This window comes from Bacteroides sp. 3_2_5 (genome assembly GCF_000159855.2).
Taxonomy (GTDB): domain Bacteria; phylum Bacteroidota; class Bacteroidia; order Bacteroidales; family Bacteroidaceae; genus Bacteroides; species Bacteroides fragilis.
This window is the reverse complement of record NZ_JH636044.1, coordinates 622,615-641,302: the sequence shown is the minus strand read 5'-3', so window position 1 is coordinate 641,302 and position 18,688 is coordinate 622,615. Positions and strand designations below refer to the sequence as shown.

17 protein-coding genes and 4 tRNA genes are annotated in these 18,688 nt (G+C 42.7%); 13 read left to right on the top strand and 8 right to left on the bottom strand.

Annotated elements, in window-relative coordinates; translation table 11 throughout:
* Positions 1–104: 104 nt before the first annotated feature.
* From BSHG_RS14980 to BSHG_RS15030, 11 genes are all read left to right on the top strand, one after another.
* A tRNA-Phe gene (locus BSHG_RS14980) sits at positions 105–177 on the top strand.
* Between the two features lie 12 nt (positions 178–189).
* A tRNA-Pro gene (locus BSHG_RS14985) sits at positions 190–262 on the top strand.
* 325 nt (positions 263–587) lie between these two features.
* The gene (gene argR / locus BSHG_RS14990; RefSeq protein WP_005796492.1) at positions 588–1,061 is read left to right on the top strand and encodes an arginine repressor; all 474 of its coding nucleotides are present in this window, start codon (positions 588–590) and stop codon (positions 1,059–1,061) included.
* A 33-nt stretch (positions 1,062–1,094) separates the two neighbouring features.
* A complete protein-coding gene (locus BSHG_RS14995) occupies positions 1,095–1,673 on the top strand; it encodes a GNAT family N-acetyltransferase (RefSeq protein WP_005784400.1) in 579 nt (192 codons plus the stop codon).
* A 13-nt stretch (positions 1,674–1,686) separates the two neighbouring features.
* Positions 1,687–2,892: an argininosuccinate synthase gene (locus BSHG_RS15000; protein ID WP_008658319.1), complete on the top strand. Its 1,206-nt coding sequence runs from the start codon at positions 1,687–1,689 to the stop codon at positions 2,890–2,892.
* Entirely contained in the window at positions 2,889–3,857 is a 969-nt protein-coding gene (gene argC, locus BSHG_RS15005; protein ID WP_008658317.1) for an N-acetyl-gamma-glutamyl-phosphate reductase, read from the top strand. Before BSHG_RS15000 ends, argC begins: the two co-directional genes overlap by 4 nt.
* 9 nt (positions 3,858–3,866) lie before the next feature.
* A complete protein-coding gene (locus BSHG_RS15010) occupies positions 3,867–4,991 on the top strand; it encodes an aspartate aminotransferase family protein (RefSeq protein WP_008658315.1) in 1,125 nt (374 codons plus the stop codon).
* Between the two features lie 112 nt (positions 4,992–5,103).
* Positions 5,104–5,877, top strand: coding sequence for a pyrroline-5-carboxylate reductase (gene proC, locus BSHG_RS15015; protein ID WP_005796496.1), 774 nt, complete (start codon positions 5,104–5,106; stop codon positions 5,875–5,877).
* 59 nt (positions 5,878–5,936) lie between these two features.
* Positions 5,937–6,491 carry a helix-turn-helix domain-containing protein gene (locus tag BSHG_RS15020; protein ID WP_005784392.1) on the top strand — a complete coding sequence of 185 codons (555 nt, stop codon included), beginning with the start codon at positions 5,937–5,939 and terminating at the stop codon, positions 6,489–6,491.
* Between the two features lie 17 nt (positions 6,492–6,508).
* Positions 6,509–8,164, top strand: a complete 1,656-nt coding sequence (locus tag BSHG_RS15025; protein WP_005784390.1) for an AMP-binding protein — start codon at positions 6,509–6,511, stop codon at positions 8,162–8,164.
* Between the two features lie 148 nt (positions 8,165–8,312).
* The gene (locus BSHG_RS15030; RefSeq protein WP_008658309.1) at positions 8,313–8,513 is read left to right on the top strand and encodes a DUF2007-related protein; all 201 of its coding nucleotides are present in this window, start codon (positions 8,313–8,315) and stop codon (positions 8,511–8,513) included.
* Between the two features lie 139 nt (positions 8,514–8,652).
* Here the strand turns inward: BSHG_RS15030 and BSHG_RS15035 are convergent, their stop codons facing one another.
* The 8 genes from BSHG_RS15035 to prmC all read right to left on the bottom strand — a co-directional run bounded on the left by BSHG_RS15035 (position 8,653) and on the right by prmC (position 16,097).
* A complete protein-coding gene (locus tag BSHG_RS15035; protein ID WP_008658307.1) occupies positions 8,653–11,022 on the bottom strand; it encodes a glycosyl hydrolase family 95 catalytic domain-containing protein in 2,370 nt (789 codons plus the stop codon).
* An 869-nt stretch (positions 11,023–11,891) separates the two neighbouring features.
* Positions 11,892–11,975, bottom strand: a tRNA-Leu gene (locus tag BSHG_RS15040).
* A 14-nt stretch (positions 11,976–11,989) separates the two neighbouring features.
* Positions 11,990–12,062 (bottom strand) — tRNA-Gly (locus BSHG_RS15045).
* Between the two features lie 144 nt (positions 12,063–12,206).
* Positions 12,207–13,550 carry an argininosuccinate lyase gene (gene argH, locus BSHG_RS15050; RefSeq protein WP_008658306.1) on the bottom strand — a complete coding sequence of 448 codons (1,344 nt, stop codon included), beginning with the start codon at positions 13,548–13,550 and terminating at the stop codon, positions 12,207–12,209.
* A gap of 5 nt (positions 13,551–13,555) precedes the next feature.
* Complete coding sequence (locus tag BSHG_RS15055; protein WP_005796501.1) at positions 13,556–13,966, bottom strand: SRPBCC family protein; 411 nt, start codon at positions 13,964–13,966, stop codon at positions 13,556–13,558.
* 99 nt (positions 13,967–14,065) lie between these two features.
* On the bottom strand, positions 14,066–14,704 hold the full coding sequence (gene pyrE / locus BSHG_RS15060) for an orotate phosphoribosyltransferase (protein WP_005784381.1): 639 nt from the start codon (positions 14,702–14,704) through the stop codon (positions 14,066–14,068).
* Positions 14,705–14,799: 95 nt separating this feature from the next.
* Positions 14,800–15,264 (bottom strand): regulatory protein RecX, encoded by a 465-nt coding sequence (locus BSHG_RS15065; RefSeq protein ID WP_005784379.1) that lies wholly within the window; start codon positions 15,262–15,264, stop codon positions 14,800–14,802.
* Positions 15,261–16,097 (bottom strand): peptide chain release factor N(5)-glutamine methyltransferase, encoded by an 837-nt coding sequence (prmC, locus tag BSHG_RS15070; protein WP_008658304.1) that lies wholly within the window; start codon positions 16,095–16,097, stop codon positions 15,261–15,263. The genes BSHG_RS15065 and prmC overlap by 4 nt, the downstream gene beginning before the upstream one ends.
* A 53-nt stretch (positions 16,098–16,150) precedes the next feature.
* On the opposite strand from prmC, the gene ribD reads away from it, so the two are divergent.
* Complete coding sequence (gene ribD, locus BSHG_RS15075) at positions 16,151–17,191, top strand: bifunctional diaminohydroxyphosphoribosylaminopyrimidine deaminase/5-amino-6-(5-phosphoribosylamino)uracil reductase RibD (protein ID WP_005801596.1); 1,041 nt, start codon at positions 16,151–16,153, stop codon at positions 17,189–17,191.
* A gap of 138 nt (positions 17,192–17,329) precedes the next feature.
* Entirely contained in the window at positions 17,330–18,688 is a 1,359-nt protein-coding gene (locus tag BSHG_RS15080; protein WP_008658303.1) for a DUF6242 domain-containing protein, read from the top strand.

Here is an 18,688-nt window from a genome sequence, read left to right as displayed (position 1 = left end):
AAGAAAAAAGATTTCCACTCCCTTTGGACAAATATTTCATATTTTCTTTGCCAAACTATTGCAGTATTAAAAATTATACCTATCTTTGCACCCGCAATCACAAAGGTGCCATAGCTCAGTTGGTAGAGCAAAGGACTGAAAATCCTTGTGTCCCCGGTTCGATTCCTGGTGGCACCACTTTGCAAGTAGCGGAATGTAGCGCAGTTGGTAGCGCACTACGTTCGGGACGTAGGGGTCGGGCGTTCGAGTCGCCTCATTCCGACATTCGCACAAACAAGCCACTCTATTTGAGTGGCTTGTTTGTTTTTAAGAAAAAGAATCGGAATTAACGGATTGTAGCTCAGTTTGAAAATTTGGGATCATACCTAAATTTTGAGAGAATTCCCGGATCAATCTAAATTCCTCTTTTTACTTTCACCCCAAAAATTACTCCCCCCTAAATTATATATCACTTCCAATCCAAATTCTGCATATTTCTACATCACATGCTATTTTTATGTATAAAAAGAGTAAAAAAACAGCTTTTTATGCATACTATTTCCAAAATATTGCATACTTTTGCGTCATTCTTAGAATAATTATACAAGATGAAGAAGAAAGCAAACCGGTTAGACGCCATCAAAATGATTATCTCCAGTAAGGAAGTAGGTTCACAGGAAGAACTCTTGCAAGAATTAGGTCAGGAAGGATTTGAACTGACACAAGCTACTCTTTCACGTGACCTGAAACAACTGAAAGTGGCCAAAGCCGCCAGCATGAACGGAAAATATGTATATGTATTACCCAACGACATCATGTACAAACGTGTCGGCGACCAGAGTGCCAGTGAAATGTTGATGAACAATGGCTTCATTTCCCTTCAGTTTTCCGGAAATATCGCAGTAATCAAAACTCGCCCCGGCTATGCCAGCAGCATGGCTTACGACATCGACAACCGTGAATCTGACACCATTTTGGGAACAATTGCCGGAGACGATACCATTATGTTGGTACTACGTGAAGGGGCAACGCCCACTGCCGTACGACATTTCTTGTCTCTCATTATTCCGAATATCAACTAACTAACAACAATTATACTCTATACTAAATCAACAATGGACACTCAACAAATAGATGTTATGGTAGCCGACGCCTCGCATGAGGTTTACGTTGACACTATTTTGGAGACAATCAGAAACGCAGCAAAAGTACGCGGAACCGGAATAGCAGAACGTACACACGAGTACGTAGCCACCAAGATGAAAGAAGGAAAAGCAATCATAGCTCTTTGCGGAGATGTATTTGCCGGATTTACCTACATTGAATCATGGGGAAACAAGCAATACGTTGCTACTTCAGGATTGATCGTACACCCTGACTTCCGAGGATTAGGACTGGCCAAACGTATCAAACAAGCCTCTTTCCAATTGGCTCGTTTACGATGGCCCAGAGCTAAAATATTCAGTCTGACCAGCGGCGCAGCCGTGATGAAAATGAATACGGAATTGGGATATGTACCGGTCACTTTTAACGAGCTGACCGACGACGAAGCCTTTTGGAAAGGATGTGAAGGGTGCATAAACCATGAAATACTGATGGCGAAGGACCGTAAATTCTGCATCTGCACCGCTATGCTATATGATCCGACAGATCCGCATAACATAAAAAAAGAACAAGAAAGAAATAACATTTAAAATATACAGCACTATGGAACAGAAAAAGAAAGTAGTGGTTGCATTCAGCGGAGGTCTCGATACCTCTTTCACTGTAATGTACCTGGCCAAGGAAAAAGGATATGAAGTGTATGCAGCGTGTGCCAACACAGGTGGCTTCAGCGAAGAACAACTGAAACAGAATGAAGAGAATGCCTACAAACTGGGTGCTGTGAAATATGTCACACTCGACGTCACTCAGGAATATTACGAAAAAAGTTTGAAGTATATGATATTCGGTAACGTACTACGTAACGGTACCTATCCTATTTCTGTCAGCTCCGAACGTATTTTCCAGGCATTGGCCATCGCACGCTATGCGAAAGAGATTGGTGCGGAAGCCATTGCACACGGTTCGACAGGGGCCGGTAACGACCAGATTCGTTTCGACATGACATTCCTTGTCATGACTCCGGGCGTAGAAATTATTACGCTGACCCGCGATATGGCACTCAGCCGTCAGGAAGAAATCGACTACTTGAACAAAAATGGCTTCGAAGCAGACTTTACAAAACTAAAATACTCTTATAATGTCGGACTATGGGGGACTTCAATCTGCGGCGGAGAAATTCTGGACAGTGCACAAGGATTGCCCGAAACGGCCTACCTGAAGCAAGTAACGAAAGAGGGAAGTGAACTTCTGCGCCTTGAATTTAAGAATGGTGAACTTCACGCCGTGAATGGAGAAGTGTTCGAAGATAAAATTGCCGCCATCCAAAAAGTGGAAGAGATAGGTGCTGCTTACGGTATTGGCCGTGATATGCATATAGGTGATACTATCATCGGTATCAAAGGACGTGTAGGATTCGAAGCCGCCGCTCCAATGTTGATCATCGGTGCACACCGTTTCCTTGAGAAATACACATTGAGCAAATGGCAACAATATTGGAAAGATCAGGTAGCTAACTGGTATGGTATGTTCCTTCATGAAAGCCAATACCTGGAACCGGTGATGCGTGATATCGAAGCAATGCTTCAAGAATCACAACGTAATGTGAACGGTACAGCCATCCTTGAGCTCCGTCCGTTGTCATTCTCTACTGTCGGTGTAGAATCACAAGACGACTTGGTAAAGACCAAGTTTGGTGAATATGGAGAAATGCAAAAGGGTTGGACGGCCGAAGATGCAAAAGGCTTCATCAAGGTGACTTCTACCCCACTACGTGTTTACTATGCTAACCATAAGGACGAAGAGGTATGATAAAAGCAGGAATCATTGGTGGAGCAGGATATACAGCAGGCGAACTTATCCGCCTGCTTATCAATCATCCCGAGACTGAAATCGTATTTATCAACAGTACCAGTAACGCCGGAAACAAAATTACTGATGTACACGAGGGACTTTACGGAGAGTGTGACCTGACTTTTACAGACGAACTTCCGTTGGAAGATATCGATGTACTGTTCTTCTGTACAGCCCATGGGGATACGAAGAAATTTATGGAAAGCCATAATATCCCGGAGGAACTGAAAATTATAGACCTTTCAATGGATTATCGCATAGCTTCACCGGATCATGACTTCATATACGGTCTGCCGGAACTAAATCGTCGTGCAACCTGCACAGCAAAGCATGTGGCTAATCCGGGATGTTTCGCAACTTGCATCCAGCTGGGACTGCTCCCACTGGCAAAACACCTGATGCTAAATGAGGACGTAATGGTAAACGCCATTACAGGAAGCACGGGAGCGGGAGTAAAACCCGGTGCAACCAGTCATTTCAGTTGGCGTAACAACAATATGAGTGTATACAAAGCTTTCGAACACCAGCACATTCCTGAAATCAAGCAATCGCTGAAACAACTCCAGAACAGTTTTGATGCGGAAATTGATTTTATCCCTTATCGCGGCGATTTCCCCCGCGGCATCTTTGCCACTTTGGTAGTGAAAACAAAAGTAGCATTGGAAGAGATCGTACGCATGTATGAGGAATATTATGCCAAAGATTCGTTTGTCCACATCGTTGATAAAAACATAGACCTCAAACAGGTAGTAAATACCAATAAATGTCTGATTCACCTGGAAAAACACGGCGATAAATTACTGATCATTTCTTGCATCGACAATTTATTGAAAGGTGCATCCGGACAGGCTGTCCACAACATGAACCTGATGTTTAACCTGGAGGAAACGGTAGGCCTGCGCCTCAAGCCCTCTGCATTCTAAGAAGAAACAATGAACTTATTTGATGTATATCCACTTTTCGATATAAACATAATAAAAGGAAAGGGTTGTCACGTCTGGGACGAGAATGGAACCGAATACCTGGATCTTTATGGAGGCCATGCCGTTATCTCTATCGGACATGCTCATCCCCATTATGTTGACATGATTAGCAAGCAGGTGGCAACCCTGGGCTTCTATTCAAACTCCGTAATCAACAAGCTGCAACAACAGGTAGCCGAACGTCTCGGAAAAATATCCGGGTATGAAGATTATTCCCTATTCCTGATAAACAGTGGTGCCGAAGCAAATGAAAACGCGTTGAAACTGGCTTCGTTCCATAACGGACGTACCAAAGTGATCTCTTTTGGGAAAGCTTTTCACGGACGCACTTCACTAGCAGTCGAGGCCACAGATAATCCTAAAATTATAGCTCCGATCAATGCCAACGGACACATCACCTACCTTCCGCTAAATGACATAGAGGCTGCGAAAGCCGAATTGGCAAAAGAAGATATTTGTGCTGTCATCATTGAAGGCATACAGGGAGTTGGCGGTATCAAAATACCGACTCCCGAATTCCTGCAAGAGCTCCGCAAAGCCTGTACAGAACACGGAACAATCCTGATTCTGGATGAAATACAAAGCGGTTACGGACGTAGTGGCAAATTCTTCGCTCACCAATATGCCGGAATCAAACCGGATATTATTACAGTTGCCAAAGGAATCGGAAACGGATTCCCGATGGCCGGAGTACTGATCAGTCCTATGTTTACACCCGTATATGGCATGCTTGGAACAACTTTCGGGGGCAATCATCTGGCTTGCTCGGCTGCATTGGCAGTAATGGATGTCATCGAACAGGAGAATTTAGTAGAAAATGCAGCCAACATCGGCTCCTATCTGCTGGAAGAACTGAAAAAATTCAAGGAAATCAAAGAAGTGCGCGGATGCGGATTAATGATCGGAATGGAATTTGACCAACCGGTAAAGGAAATCCGGAGCCGCCTGATCCACGAACAAAAAGTATTTACCGGTGCCAGCGGTACGAACGTAATCCGATTGTTGCCTCCTCTCTGCCTCAGCAAAGAGGAAGCCGATGAATTCCTCGCCCGGCTAAGAAAAGTACTCGGTTAATAATCAGCATCCTTATAAGGAAAGTGAAAAAGTGAAAATACCTGCCACGTTTGCTCGTATTTTCACTTTTTACTTATACCTTTGTCAGAAACAGACTAAATAATTATATAATATGAAAGTAGCTATCATTGGTGCAGGAAATATGGGGGGCTCCATTGCCTGCGGACTGGCAAAAGGTAAGCTGATTCCGGCTTCCGATATAATAGTATCCAACCCCAGCATTGGAAAGCTGGAAGCACTAAAGAAAGAATTTCCTTCTATTGCTATCACTCGCAATAATGCTGAAGCTGCTACTGGTGCTGATATCGTGATTCTAGCTGTGAAACCTTGGCTGATCAGAGGTGTACTCCGAGAAATGAAACTAAGAAGCAAACAGATTCTGGTCTCTGTTGCTGCCGGTATCAGTTTCGAACAATTGGCTCATGATGTAGTAGAACCTGAAATGCCTATGTTCCGTATTGTCCCCAACACAGCTATCAGTGAATTACAGAGCATGACACTGATTGCTTCGCGAAATGCCGGCCAAGAATTAGAAGCACTGATGGTCAATCTATTCAGCGAGATGGGTATGGCAATGATTTTGCCTGAAGACAAATTGGAAGCGGCTACCGCCCTGACTTCCTGCGGTATCGCTTACGTACTGAAATATATTCAGGCTGCCATGCAAGCGGGCATCGAAATGGGAATCCGGCCATCGGATGCCATGGATATGATTGCCCAATCTGTAAAAGGTGCCGCCGAACTGATACTGAACAATGACACCCATCCAAGCGTTGAGATCGACAAAGTGACTACACCCGGCGGAATTACCATTAAAGGCATCAACGAACTGGAGCATAATGGATTCACCTCTGCCATCATTAAAGCAATGAAAGCATCAAGATAGTGGCCGGACACTGTAATCACAAAATATAAAACAAATAATCACTAAACACTAAAATTGATATGGACGACCAAATTAAACAAATAGCAGAACGTCTGCGCGGATTACGTGACGTACTCGAACTGACGGCCGAAGACATCGCCCGTGATTGCGAGATTTCAGCGGAAGAATATCGCCTCGCGGAAACGGGAGATTACGACATTTCAGTGAGTATGCTGCAAAAAATCGCACGTAAATACGGAATCGCTCTCGACGCTCTGATGTTTGGCGAAGAGCCCAAGATGAGTAGTTACTTCCTGACCCGTGCAGGAAAAGGAACCAGTATTGAGCGCACAAAGGCTTATAAATACCAGTCACTGGCAGCAGGTTTTATGAACCGGAATGCCGACCCGTTCATTGTAACTGTCGAACCCAAACCCGACATCGAGCCGATACACTATAACAGTCATAGCGGACAGGAATTCAACCTGGTACTTGAAGGCCGCATGATGATCAGTATAGATGGAAAAGACTTGATATTAAACGAAGGGGACAGCCTGTACTTCAATTCAAAACTACCTCATGGAATGAAAGCACTCGACGGGAAAACAGTACGTTTCCTGGCAGTAATCATGTAATTATTTAAATAAACAAGATGATAGATAGATTTTTATCTCAAACTTCCTTCAGTTCACAGGAAGACTTTGTGAAAAACTTAAAGATACACGTTCCGGACAACTTCAACTTCGGATATGACATAGTGGATGCCTGGGCTGCCGAACAACCAGACAAACCGGCCTTATTATGGACTAATGACAAAGGTGAACACCACCAGTTCTCTTTTGCGGATATGAAACAATATACTGACCGGACAGCCTCTTATTTTCAGAGCCTGGGTATCGGACATGGTGATATGGTCATGCTGATATTGAAACGACGCTATGAATTCTGGTTCAGCATCATTGCCCTGCACAAACTAGGGGCAGTCGTTATTCCGGCTACACACCTGCTAACCAAGAAAGACATTGTATACCGTTGCAATGCAGCCGACATAAAAATGATTGTGGCTGCCGGAGAAGAAGTGGTCACCAAACACATAATAGATGCTATGCCGGACTCTCCTACTGTAAAGCATTTAGTTAGCGTAGGGCCCGAAATACCCGAAGGATTTGATGACTTCCATCAGGGCATCGAGCATGCGGCGCCTTTCGTAAAGCCGGAACATCCGAACACCAACGATGACATTTCACTGATGTACTTCACCAGCGGAACAACCGGAGAGCCTAAGATGGTTGCACACGACTTCACTTATCCATTGGGGCATATCGTAACCGGTAGTTTCTGGCACAATCTGAAAGAAAACAGCCTCCATCTCACCATTGCCGACACCGGCTGGGGAAAAGCAGTGTGGGGAAAGCTCTACGGACAATGGATTGCCGGAGCAAATGTATTCGTGTATGATCATGAAAAGTTCACTCCTGCCGATATATTGGAAAAGATACAAAATTACCATGTCACTTCACTCTGTGCCCCTCCCACCATTTTCCGTTTCCTCATCCACGAAGACCTGACGAAATATGACCTTTCGTCATTGGAATATTGCACCATTGCAGGTGAGGCCTTGAATCCGGCTGTTTTCGACACATTCAAAAAGTTAACAGGCATCAAACTGATGGAAGGCTTCGGGCAGACCGAGACTACACTGACAGTAGCCACTTTCCCATGGATGGAACCCAAACCGGGAAGTATGGGGGTGCCCAATCCACAATACAATGTTGATCTGATCGATTACGAAGGACGGTCGGTAGAAGCCGGAGAGCAAGGACAGATCGTAATCCGGACTGACAAAGGAAAGCCACTGGGACTGTTCAAAGAATACTATCGGGACGCCTCGCGTACACACGAAGCATGGCACGACGGAATATACTACACTGGCGACGTAGCCTGGAAAGATGAAGACGGTTATCTATGGTTCGTGGGACGCGCCGATGACGTAATCAAAAGTTCCGGTTACCGTATTGGTCCGTTCGAAGTGGAAAGTGCATTGATGACACATCCCGCCGTAGTAGAATGTGCCATAACCGGCGTTCCCGACGAAATACGCGGACAGGTAGTGAAAGCTACCATCGTTCTGGCCAAAGAGTATCGTGAACGCAAAGGGGAAGACTTGGTAAAAGAGCTCCAGAATCATGTGAAAAAAGTCACAGCTCCTTATAAATATCCACGCGTCATCGAATTTGTCGACGAATTGCCTAAGACCATTAGCGGTAAAATCCGACGAGTGGAAATTCGGAAGAATGACGAGAAATAATCATGTCTCAAAAACAACAAAAAACAATCAAATACGAAATTGAGCAAACGTTTGCAACAAAAGTGTTATAATCTGAACAGAAATTGTTCTTAAATGAACAAACAACCTGCTATATTTGCATCCGTAACCATTAAACAATTAAGAGCAAATGATAGTAAGCAGAAAGATTTCTCAGATTGAAGTGTTCGCGGGCAGTCCATGGGAAGTAGCAAGTGTCAAAAGCCTCCTGAAAGCCGCATCTATCGAAGTGGCTATGAAAGACAAAGGTATAGGCAGCATATTGCTTTCCGTTCCATGTGAATATTACACGGCAGCGATGCGGGTAATCGGCGGCCGGACAACTTCATAAATGGTTTGTTAGATTAGGTTTGATTAGGAAAGTAAAGCCGGAATGTATCGTGTTGCATTCCGGCTTTTTTTTTGATTGACAGCACTTATATTCCATTAGTACCACTTTTGTTCTCACAAAAGAATGACGCTTCGTACCGTTAAAGACCTACTATCGTATAAGTGCTTCCTTTTCGGGTAATAAATGAACAGACATTGTTTTGTTCTTTCACGGAGACGGGTTTTCCATTCTCGGTGACCCGAAGTTTTCTTCCCCTCCAAGGATTGCTCAGTCTGCATATACCTCCTTTCTCACTAAAGATTTTCAGACCGCCCACTGACGTTCCGTCATAATCGGCAGAAACGAGAAAGGCTCCTTTTGCTCTAAGCCTCGTAAACGCAGCCGGTGTTTGTGTCCAACATGGAAAAAGATAGATGACACCCTCCACCGTTTGGAGCATCATTGAGTTTACCGTCTCTATAACAGCAGTTTTCTCAGTACAATGATGCCCGTCGATAATCAGAAAATTAGTTCCGGCCGTTTTTATCAAAGTCTTCATATTTTCCAATAAGAGATCGGGATCAAATCTGATACGGGCCCCCATCACAAAAGCACTCAATCCCAATTCGTTCATCGTATTGGTAAATCCCTTTTGAGAAACCTCATAATAATACAATGTGTTTCGGGCTATCTGCAAGGCTGTAGAGTCCGAATGTAAATTCAGTATTTCACAGGGATAGGCAGCATGCAGCTGTATGGCATGGCTTGGCAAATCCCATCCGGCCTCGTTCTTCGCATAGACAGGCAAGCCTTGATTAGGTGTTTTGGTCGGCATTATCACCTTATACTCCGGAAGATGAGACAAAATGTCGTTCCATTTCTTCCGTCGTTTTTGATCTACTCCCAACAACTTACTGTACCTCACTAACAAACCGAACGTCTGTTTCACAAAAGCTAAATCGGAAGGAGGGTTCAGATCCCACGAATCCTCGTGTCCTCCTGTCGTTATGGTATAACGATATGATTTGCCGTATGTCTCCTTCTGCATATAGTCTTCATAAAAATCGCCACAAAGACGAATATAAGGATACGCCCGATACCGTAAAAAGTTCAAATCACCGGTGTATTCATAATACCAACTGAACAGAGGAACATTGAACGGAGCATTCATGGTTTGTTGCCAATAATAATTATAAAATACCCCGATACCCAAGGCCCCCACAGGAAATAGTATTCCCCTGCAAGACTTTCCTTCCCATGATGGATGCATAATTCCCATTTCTTCCTTTGCCCGCCGTCTTCCTTCGGGTATCAGCAACTCTATCGTTTTATAGAAAGGCAAGGCTATTTCCGGACGATTGGATGAAAAAGCACTATAGAATCCCGCCTGACTGTTATAGTTCAGGTGGATATCACCATGGTACATCATTTTGTCATCCATATTCCAGACTCCATACATGCCACCGGATACCGGTGAATGTTCGTTATAGGCAGAAGCCAGTAAATAAATGGACGACAAGTAGTGACGATTCAACAACTCGTCATTCGTTTCCACATACGAACGGGTCCACATATCTTTCCACCATGCTTTTTTCGCCATTTTCAATTGAGTCACATCCGCTTTATTTAAAGTCAACAGTTTGTTATAGGCCGTTGGCAGTTGCGGATCATTTCCTTTTCCACCTCCCGAAACATATACCACAACGAGAACCGTATCGGAAGCTGTCAGCTGAAAATTTGATCGGACCATCGACTCGGACAGGCATTCCGGTTTAGACATAACTCCCACTATTTTAGTGGATATACCGGCACAGGAAATCCATCTCACCGCATCAGTCTTCGTTTGCCGAGTGACTTGAGCTATTTGTCCATTCACCTGTGCTGTAGTTGTATAAGAAGCAGATTGATTATCAGCATAAGTATCTACCGAAATAGGAACCGGAGTTTTTGAAGAGGTGGTCAACTCAGTTATTATCATATTTTCATTCACTCCCATCCAACTGACCATTTTAACCTGCTGAGCAGTAGCAGTAGTCATTCGTAACTCACTATTTAACTGGTCCATCTGATAACTAAATCCGGAAGGGTCCGCCCGGTTGACTGTGACAAAGCCGGAATATACCGGAGAGTTTACAGTGATATTCACCCCGCCAATGGGCAAAGCAGCCGGACCACTGCCTGCCCAGTCTGTCCAGCCATCCGTAACAAAATCCACTTTCGATATCTTTAATGTCTGACTATTGTCCGATGTAAATGCCACTACCCCTACATCTCCATTCCCCATATAGGGGCCTAAAGGAGCATGATTGCTCTGAATACTGCTATAACTGAAAGGTTTATGCCATGTTGCCGTAAGCAGTGCCTTTTTTTGTTCAAAAAAAAGCGAATCTTTTGACGAGTCAGCATACAATAAGTTATTTTGCGAATGTATCGATAAGCTATAGCTTAGAAACAGAAAGAGAAACTTTAACTTCATATTTAATGCGTGTGTGTTTAACAGTCGATTATACTTCTCAGTAATACAAATCACTGATAATTAGAACATATATAAAAGTATCAATATCCTTTTTACAAAAAGACAAAGGCTTATTACAAAAGTAGTACTTTTTTAGGTATAAAAAAGAAGAAGAATCTCAAGAAAGTCCATGCAATAGCCTAAAAGCATAAAGATCCTCAGAAGTATTTTCAAAAGAGAATACAATAACCCGACTAAAGTAATTCACATTAGAAGTGTGATACGTAATCCCAGTCTCAATTTATGGATCGGAATTAAAAAGAAAATGATCTTAATCAATATAACCTTATCCCAATTACCATCCCGATAGAGCATAACGATTCTTTTCTTCTTTACAAATCATAAACCAAACAACTATATTTGCCCCTACTCTTAAGACATTGTATTCAAGTCTATTATAATGAATCTCAATATCTTTATCTCAGCCCTGGTACGCGAGCTCATGGTCTCCGGTATGCGGACCTATGGGCACAGATACGTGGGCTCGTGAACACAGACAGCAGGGACAGGATAAAGAACAGAGTATTTTCGACTAAACAATAAAAGAAAACAAGATGCTTTAAACAACGTATTTAGTTAATCAACATGCTTCTTAATATTGTAAATCAGCATATTATCGATTATAAGGTTCTCTAATATTCAGGTGGAAGATGGAAGATACGAGTAGAAGATAAACGGACTAAAAACGCGATTTTCCACCCATTCATCACATTGACTATTAAGGGAGTAAGTATAAAAAGGTAAAAGATGGAAGATCGAAATGTATGTTTGTAAGAGAAGCTAATATACGCACGTAGAACATGAACTATTTCTATATATTGCCTGTAATAAATTTAAAAAGCCTCGTAAGCATTTGGCTTACAAGGCTTCTGACTAGACGCTCGTACTCGAAGCGGGACTTGAACCCGCACAGCCGCAATGGCCAAAGGATTTTAAGTCCTTCGTGTCTACCATTCCACCATTCGAGCATCCTTTCAAAGAGAGCGGAAAACGAGACTCGAACTCGCGACCCTAACCTTGGCAAGGTTATGCTCTACCAACTGAGCTATTTCCGCATTTTTTCAACGGGTGCAAAGATAAGTAGTTTCTACCTTTCTGCCAAACTTTTTCCGATGAAAATATTTCAATAAAGGTGGAAAAGGATATTTTATAATCAAAGACCATGCAAAAGAGATAACTCTATGCATGGTCTGGATGGATCATTTACGCCCCAACAAGGTCTTCTCCGCCTGTTCCATACCTTGAAAGTTGAAACCCTCGATGATACGTTGCATCAATGCGGAAATCTCATCATTACACAAATTGCCAATACTTCCTTCATGGGTGTGATGTACTTGCTTGTCATGCGAAAAGTGACCGGCTTCAATATCCAGCCCTACTTTCTTATAAGCATCCCGGAATGGCATACCTTCACGTGCCAGACGATTCACCTCTTCTACACTAAAAATAAAAAGGTATTTATCATCATCGAGGATATGCTCATTCACCTTAATTTCATTCATGATATAGGTAGTCATCTGCAGACAATCTTTCAACTCCTGAAAAGCCGGTAAAAAGACTTCCTTTATAATCTGTAAATCACGGAAATATCCGGAAGGCAGATTATTGGCAATCATCATAATCTGCTGCGGCAACGATTGTAACTTATTACATTTGGCACGTGTCAGTTCGAACACATCCGGATTCTTTTTATGTGGCATAATGCTTGATCCGGTTGTACATTCATCCGGCAACTTCACGAAACCAAAATTCTGGCTATTGAATATACAAGCATCAAAAGCCAATTTAGAAATCGTTCCTGCAAGCGTAGCCAAGGCAAAAGCGACATTGCGTTCCATCTTTCCACGTCCCATCTGGGCATACACTACATTATAGTTTAAAGAATCGAATCCCAGCAATTCCGTAGTCATCGTGCGGTTCAGCGGGAATGAAGAGCCATATCCGGCAGCGGAGCCCAAAGGATTCTTATTGCACATCTTAAAAGCAGCCTGCAGGAAAAGCATATCATCTACCAAACTCTCAGCATACGCTCCAAACCAAAGCCCGAACGAAGAAGGCATCGCAATTTGCAAATGAGTATAACCCGGCATCAGAACATTCTTGTAACGCTCACTTTGACGAATCAGAACATGAAACAATTGCTCTACAGCCTCTGCTACTTCTCTGATCTGAGTACGAGTGAAAAGTTTCAGATCAAGCAACACCTGATCATTACGAGAACGCCCGCTATGAATCTTCTTACCGACATCACCCAAACGACGCGTAAGCATCAGTTCTACCTGCGAGTGCACGTCTTCAACTCCTTCTTCTATTACAAACTCGCCTCTCTCCGTAGAAGCATATATATCTTTCAGTTCGGTCAGCAACTGAGCTAATTCTTCCTTTGTGAGCAATCCGATACTTTCGAGCATCGTGATATGAGCCATCGAACCAAGTACATCATGCTTTGCAAGATAAAGATCCATCTCACGGTCACGTCCAACGGTAAATCGCTCTATATCCTTATTTACCTCAACTGATTTTTCCCAAAGTTTCTGTGCCATAGCTATTAATATTGTATCATAGATAACATATCAGCCATCTTTTCCAATCCTTCATTCAAAGGTTTCTGTACCATCGCTTTCATAAACGGATTGATTTCCAGCCCAATAGTTACCTTTAGTTTACATTCTTCTTCGGATACAGCCACAAGCTGAATCCACATATTAAAAGGTAGAGGCGAATTGGTAGTCTCAAACTTAATACATTTACTGGGTTCCCGTTCAATAATTCTCAGGGTCAGTTGTCCTACAGGATCCACATTGAAACTAAGTGTATCAGTATCGAAACTCATATTTTTCACTTTGTCTTCGGGCAAACGATCTTTAATAGCTTCCAGGTTACTAAGATCGGCAAGTTTCTCGTACACACGTTCCTGGCTATAAGGTATCACCTTGACACTACTTTCAAATTTAGTCATCTTATTTATCTTACTTATAAAGAAAAAAGAAGAACAATCCGAACAGATTCTGTCCGAATGGCTCTTCTTTCTATATTTTAATCATCAAAAAAATCAGTTTTATTTTCCGGTTTCCCAATGAGCCGGATCCTTGCGCCATTCGTTTAACGTTGCAATGTCTTCTTCTTCAATATAACCGGTACGAAGTGCAACATCTAACACAGCTTCATAATTAGTCAATGTTACCAAAGGCACTTTAGCATCTTTAAAGGCCTGTTCGGCAACAGGAAATCCGTAAGTATAAGCAGCTACCATACCAATAACTTCGCAACCATCCCGACGAATAGCTTCTACAGCTTTTAAACTGCTTCCACCGGTAGAGATTAAATCTTCCACAACAACGACTTTCATTCCCGGACGAAGTTCGCCTTCGATAAGATTTTCCAGACCATGGTCTTTCGGGGTAGAGCGAACATACACAAACGGAAGATTCAATGCATCAGCCACTAAAGCCCCTTGAGGGATAGCCCCCGTCGCAACTCCGGCAATAGCATCTACCTGTCCGAAACGTTCCAGAACCAAACGTGTAATCTCGAACTTAACAAAACTACGAAGAGAAGGATAAGAAAGGGTTTTACGATTGTCGCAGTAAAACGGTGATTTCCATCCGGAAGCCCATGTAAACGGATTTGCCGGTTGAAGCTTAATAGCTTTAATCTTCAACAACTTCTCGGCGAATAATCTCTCTAAATTTTTCATAACTAAACTAACTATGATAATTACAGGATGCAAAAATACGGAAATGGAACGAGACTAAAAAGAAGAATCCGTATTATTTTTTTGTTATTTGTCACTTACTCTTCTTCTACCTGCACACAGCGACGGATATCGTCCATTTCAAATCCTCTACTCATGGCAAAACGAATCAATTTCCCATTCAGCTCGAATTCATCTTTGGCATGTATACTTTTACGTTTTGCTGCTATCAGATCTCCTAAAATCGCAAGATATTCTTCCCGGTCAATGTCATTCAGATACCTGTAAGTTACCTCACGAGGAATTTTTTTCATATACAGAGCTTGTGTAATCTTCATTTTACCCCATTTGGCAAAACGGAACTTATCGTTGACAAACGCTCTGCAATAACGTTCTTCATCAATAAACTTCTCGACAACAAGACGATCGATGATTCGGTTAATCACTTCATAAGGTAAGCCCCATTTCTGGAGTTTTTCATTCACTTCGGCTTTACAATGTTCGGCTGCGGAACAATAGGCAGCCATGCGATTTAACGCTTCTTCTTCTGTTATTGTATTCATCGTTTGGCGGTTACAATTCGATCATTACCCGATATATCTTTTATCAAACGGAGTTCTTCGTACCCTTGTTCGTGAAGCATTTGGAGAACCTCTTCACCATAAGCCCGATTGATCTCAAAATAGAGCCTGCCGTGCAGGCGTAACATTTTTCTTCCTAAAGATGCGATACGCCGATAAAAGCGCAACGGATCATTGTCCGGCACAAAAAGGGCCAGTCTGGGCTCCCAATCTAACACATTGGGTTCCATTTCGTTTTTTTCGCTCTCTGTAACATAAGGAGGATTACTGACAATCATATCATATTGATCATCACCAACAGGTTCTGCAGACAGAACATCCATTTTCTCAAAATGCACTCCGGCCTTCAATTCCCGATTATTCTCCCCGGCAATGGCAAGAGCCTCTTCCGATACGTCCCATGCGGTGACCACAGCCTGCGGAATATGTTTAGCCAGACTGATGGCAATACACCCGCTACCGGTTCCTATATCCAGCAAACGGGTACCGGTTGCAGCTTCTTTCACTATCAGATCAACCAGCTCCTCAGTTTCAGGACGAGGAATCAACACACCCGGAGCTACCCGAAACATAGACCCATAAAAACAGGTTTCGCCCTGAATATATTGGATCGGCTCGTTTTTCTTCAATCGTTCGACAATGCTTTCTAAATCACACTGCTCGTTTACAGATAATGTTATATCTTTGCCCAGATAATAATCAATAGCATCCTGACCCAGCAGATCACAACAAATGATTTTTGTAAGACTCCTGAGTTCTCCCGGTGGATAAATATCGTGTAAAGCCTGGCGGATATAAGTGGTGACGTGGTTCATTCTCCTTATTTTGGGGTGCAAAAGTACAAATAATATAGCTATCAGCCTAAAAGATGAAAGAAGAAAAATACATGAGGCGTTGCATCCAACTGGCAAAAAACGGTCTTTGCAACGTATCTCCCAATCCAATGGTAGGAGCTGTCATCGTATGTGAGGGACAAATAATCGGTGAAGGCTATCACATCCGTTGCGGAGAAGCACATGCCGAAGTCAATGCGATCCGCTCTGTAAAGGATCCGTCTTTACTGAAACACAGTACTATATATGTAAGTCTCGAGCCTTGCTCCCACCATGGAAAAACTCCCCCATGCGCTGATTTAATCATAGAGAAACAAATTCCCAGGATTGTAATCGGATGCCAAGACCCATTTTCCAAAGTAGCAGGCAAAGGAATCCAAAAGTTACGGGATGCCGGATGCGAAGTCATTGTCGGAGTTCTGGAACCGGAATGTCGCGAACTTATACGGAAATTTATCACTTTCCATACCCTTCACCGCCCTTACATCGTTTTGAAATGGGCAGAATCAGCCGATGGTTTCATCGACTTGGAACGTACGGAAGGACAACCTGTCATATTATCGACTCCTCTCACTTCCATGCTGGTACACAAAAAAAGAGCAGAGTCGGACGCTATCATGGTCGGTACGCGAACCGCACTACTGGACAATCCGGCACTCACGGTACGCAACTGGTACGGACACAATCCGGTGCGAATAGTGATGGACCGTAATCATTCACTCCCTCAAACCTCCCATTTGTCGGATAACAGCGTATCTACGCTCGTTTTTACGGAACATCCCCGTTCCGGAAAAGAAAACCTGGAATACATCACACTCAATTACCAGACAGATATTCTGCCACAAATATTGTCTGCCCTCTATCAACGCAACCTACAGTCGCTGATGGTAGAAGGAGGAAGGATTCTTCTGGAGTCATTTATCCGTTCCGGAATATGGGATGAAGTCATCATAGAAAAGAGCGATAAACTGCTTTATTCCGGTGTTAAAGCACCTGAAATAAGCGATAAAATTAGTTATTCGGAAGAAAAACATTTCTGTACGACCTTCAGGCATTACTTGAAGAGAAATACCTAAATTCGCTGCATTCAAGGAGTTTTATATCGACAAAATCGAGCAGATTATCTATAATTTTATATAAAACTTCCCTTCAATGTTCAATATAGAGAAAAATGTTCCTATTTTTGCAACTTGTAAATAAACACAATCTTTCAAATGAGAATAAAGTTTTTATCAGTAATTGTAAGTTTCTTCCTTGTATCGTTTGCCGTTACTTCGTGCCTTGACACAGAAGAAATTGAATATAGCCCGGATGCTACCATACACGCATTTGCACTTGACACCATACATGGGGTGAACTATAAATTTACAATTGACCAACTTGGTCCCGATGGAGTAGGACTTATTTATAACCAGGATTCACTACCTGTAGGTTCCGATACAATTATTGACCGTATTCTTATCAAGACACTGACCACAACTTCCGGAATAATCACTGCCAAAAACGCAGAGGGTCAGGATACTCTGTTCAACTATTCCGATTCTATCGACTTCAGAGGCACTATGCAAAAACCGATGAGAATAAAAGTGTGGGCTGCCGACATGCAATATACCAAAGAGTATACTATTTCGGTACGCGTACATCAACAGGACCCGGATTCCATGAACTGGACCAAAATGACAGATAACTTCGCAAACTATAGCGGATATCAGAAATCAGTTACCCTGAATGAAGATCTCTTGATCTATACATCGAATACGACTGCATACAAATCATCCGGAGATGTTATCAGTAAAGGAAGAAGCTGGACACCAGTATCCATAACAGGGCTTCCGGACAACATCAAGCTTTCCTCCATTATTTCTTTCGGCGGAAAACTATATGCCACAAACGGTGAAAGTGCATACGTTTCATCTGATGGAGCATTATGGAATGTTGCAACCGATTTGAATAAAAACGGTAAAGTAGAGATGCTGATCGCCCCTTTCCCGAAAAATGAAGGTAATCTGCTGGGTATCTCCGGAATTGCCGGTATTATTAATAATGGTGATCAATCTACATTTGCCATAACTAATCCTGAAGCAACAGCGTGGAACATTGGTTCCGAAACAGTAGGTGCGGACTTCCCCTTGGAGAATTTGTCTGCAACTTCTTACCTGACAGCAACAGGAATCCAGACAATAGCCGTAATGGGTAACAACCGTAATGCAAACGATACAACTTCCATCGCATGGACCTCACAAGACGGTTTGCTTTGGATACCTCTAAAAACTTCCTCGAGTACCGCCTATTGTCCGAAACTGGATAATCCGTCTTTCTTCTATTATGATAATGCTTTTCTGGCATTCGGAGGAAATTTTGAAACAATCTATACATCGGAAGCAGGTATTGCCTGGTATAAAGCCAACAAGAAAATCTTCCTGCCGGCCGAATTCAAAGACAGAGAAAACAATTACTCAATCGTAGTAGACAAAAATAACTTTATCTGGGTAATATGGAGTAACGGTGGTGCCAACGAAGTATGGCGCGGACGAATCAATAAATTTGGTTTTAAAAGACAGAACAACAACTAA

Bases quoted from the DNA above. Each gene is read 5' to 3' on its own strand.
- argR (WP_005796492.1), top strand. From the start codon at position 588: ATGAAGAAGAAAGCAAACCGGTTAGACGCCATCAAAATGATTATCTCC.
- BSHG_RS14995 (WP_005784400.1), top strand. From the start codon at position 1,095: ATGGACACTCAACAAATAGATGTTATGGTAGCCGACGCCTCGCATGAG.
- BSHG_RS15000 (WP_008658319.1), top strand. From the start codon at position 1,687: ATGGAACAGAAAAAGAAAGTAGTGGTTGCATTCAGCGGAGGTCTCGAT.
- argC (WP_008658317.1), top strand. From the start codon at position 2,889: ATGATAAAAGCAGGAATCATTGGTGGAGCAGGATATACAGCAGGCGAA.
- BSHG_RS15010 (WP_008658315.1), top strand. From the start codon at position 3,867: ATGAACTTATTTGATGTATATCCACTTTTCGATATAAACATAATAAAA.
- proC (WP_005796496.1), top strand. From the start codon at position 5,104: ATGAAAGTAGCTATCATTGGTGCAGGAAATATGGGGGGCTCCATTGCC.
- BSHG_RS15020 (WP_005784392.1), top strand. From the start codon at position 5,937: ATGGACGACCAAATTAAACAAATAGCAGAACGTCTGCGCGGATTACGT.
- BSHG_RS15025 (WP_005784390.1), top strand. From the start codon at position 6,509: ATGATAGATAGATTTTTATCTCAAACTTCCTTCAGTTCACAGGAAGAC.
- BSHG_RS15030 (WP_008658309.1), top strand. From the start codon at position 8,313: ATGATAGTAAGCAGAAAGATTTCTCAGATTGAAGTGTTCGCGGGCAGT.
- argH (WP_008658306.1), bottom strand. From the start codon at position 13,550: ATGGCACAGAAACTTTGGGAAAAATCAGTTGAGGTAAATAAGGATATA.
- BSHG_RS15055 (WP_005796501.1), bottom strand. From the start codon at position 13,966: ATGACTAAATTTGAAAGTAGTGTCAAGGTGATACCTTATAGCCAGGAA.
- pyrE (WP_005784381.1), bottom strand. From the start codon at position 14,704: ATGAAAAATTTAGAGAGATTATTCGCCGAGAAGTTGTTGAAGATTAAA.
- BSHG_RS15065 (WP_005784379.1), bottom strand. From the start codon at position 15,264: ATGAATACAATAACAGAAGAAGAAGCGTTAAATCGCATGGCTGCCTAT.
- prmC (WP_008658304.1), bottom strand. From the start codon at position 16,097: ATGAACCACGTCACCACTTATATCCGCCAGGCTTTACACGATATTTAT.
- ribD (WP_005801596.1), top strand. From the start codon at position 16,151: ATGAAAGAAGAAAAATACATGAGGCGTTGCATCCAACTGGCAAAAAAC.
- BSHG_RS15080 (WP_008658303.1), top strand. From the start codon at position 17,330: ATGAGAATAAAGTTTTTATCAGTAATTGTAAGTTTCTTCCTTGTATCG.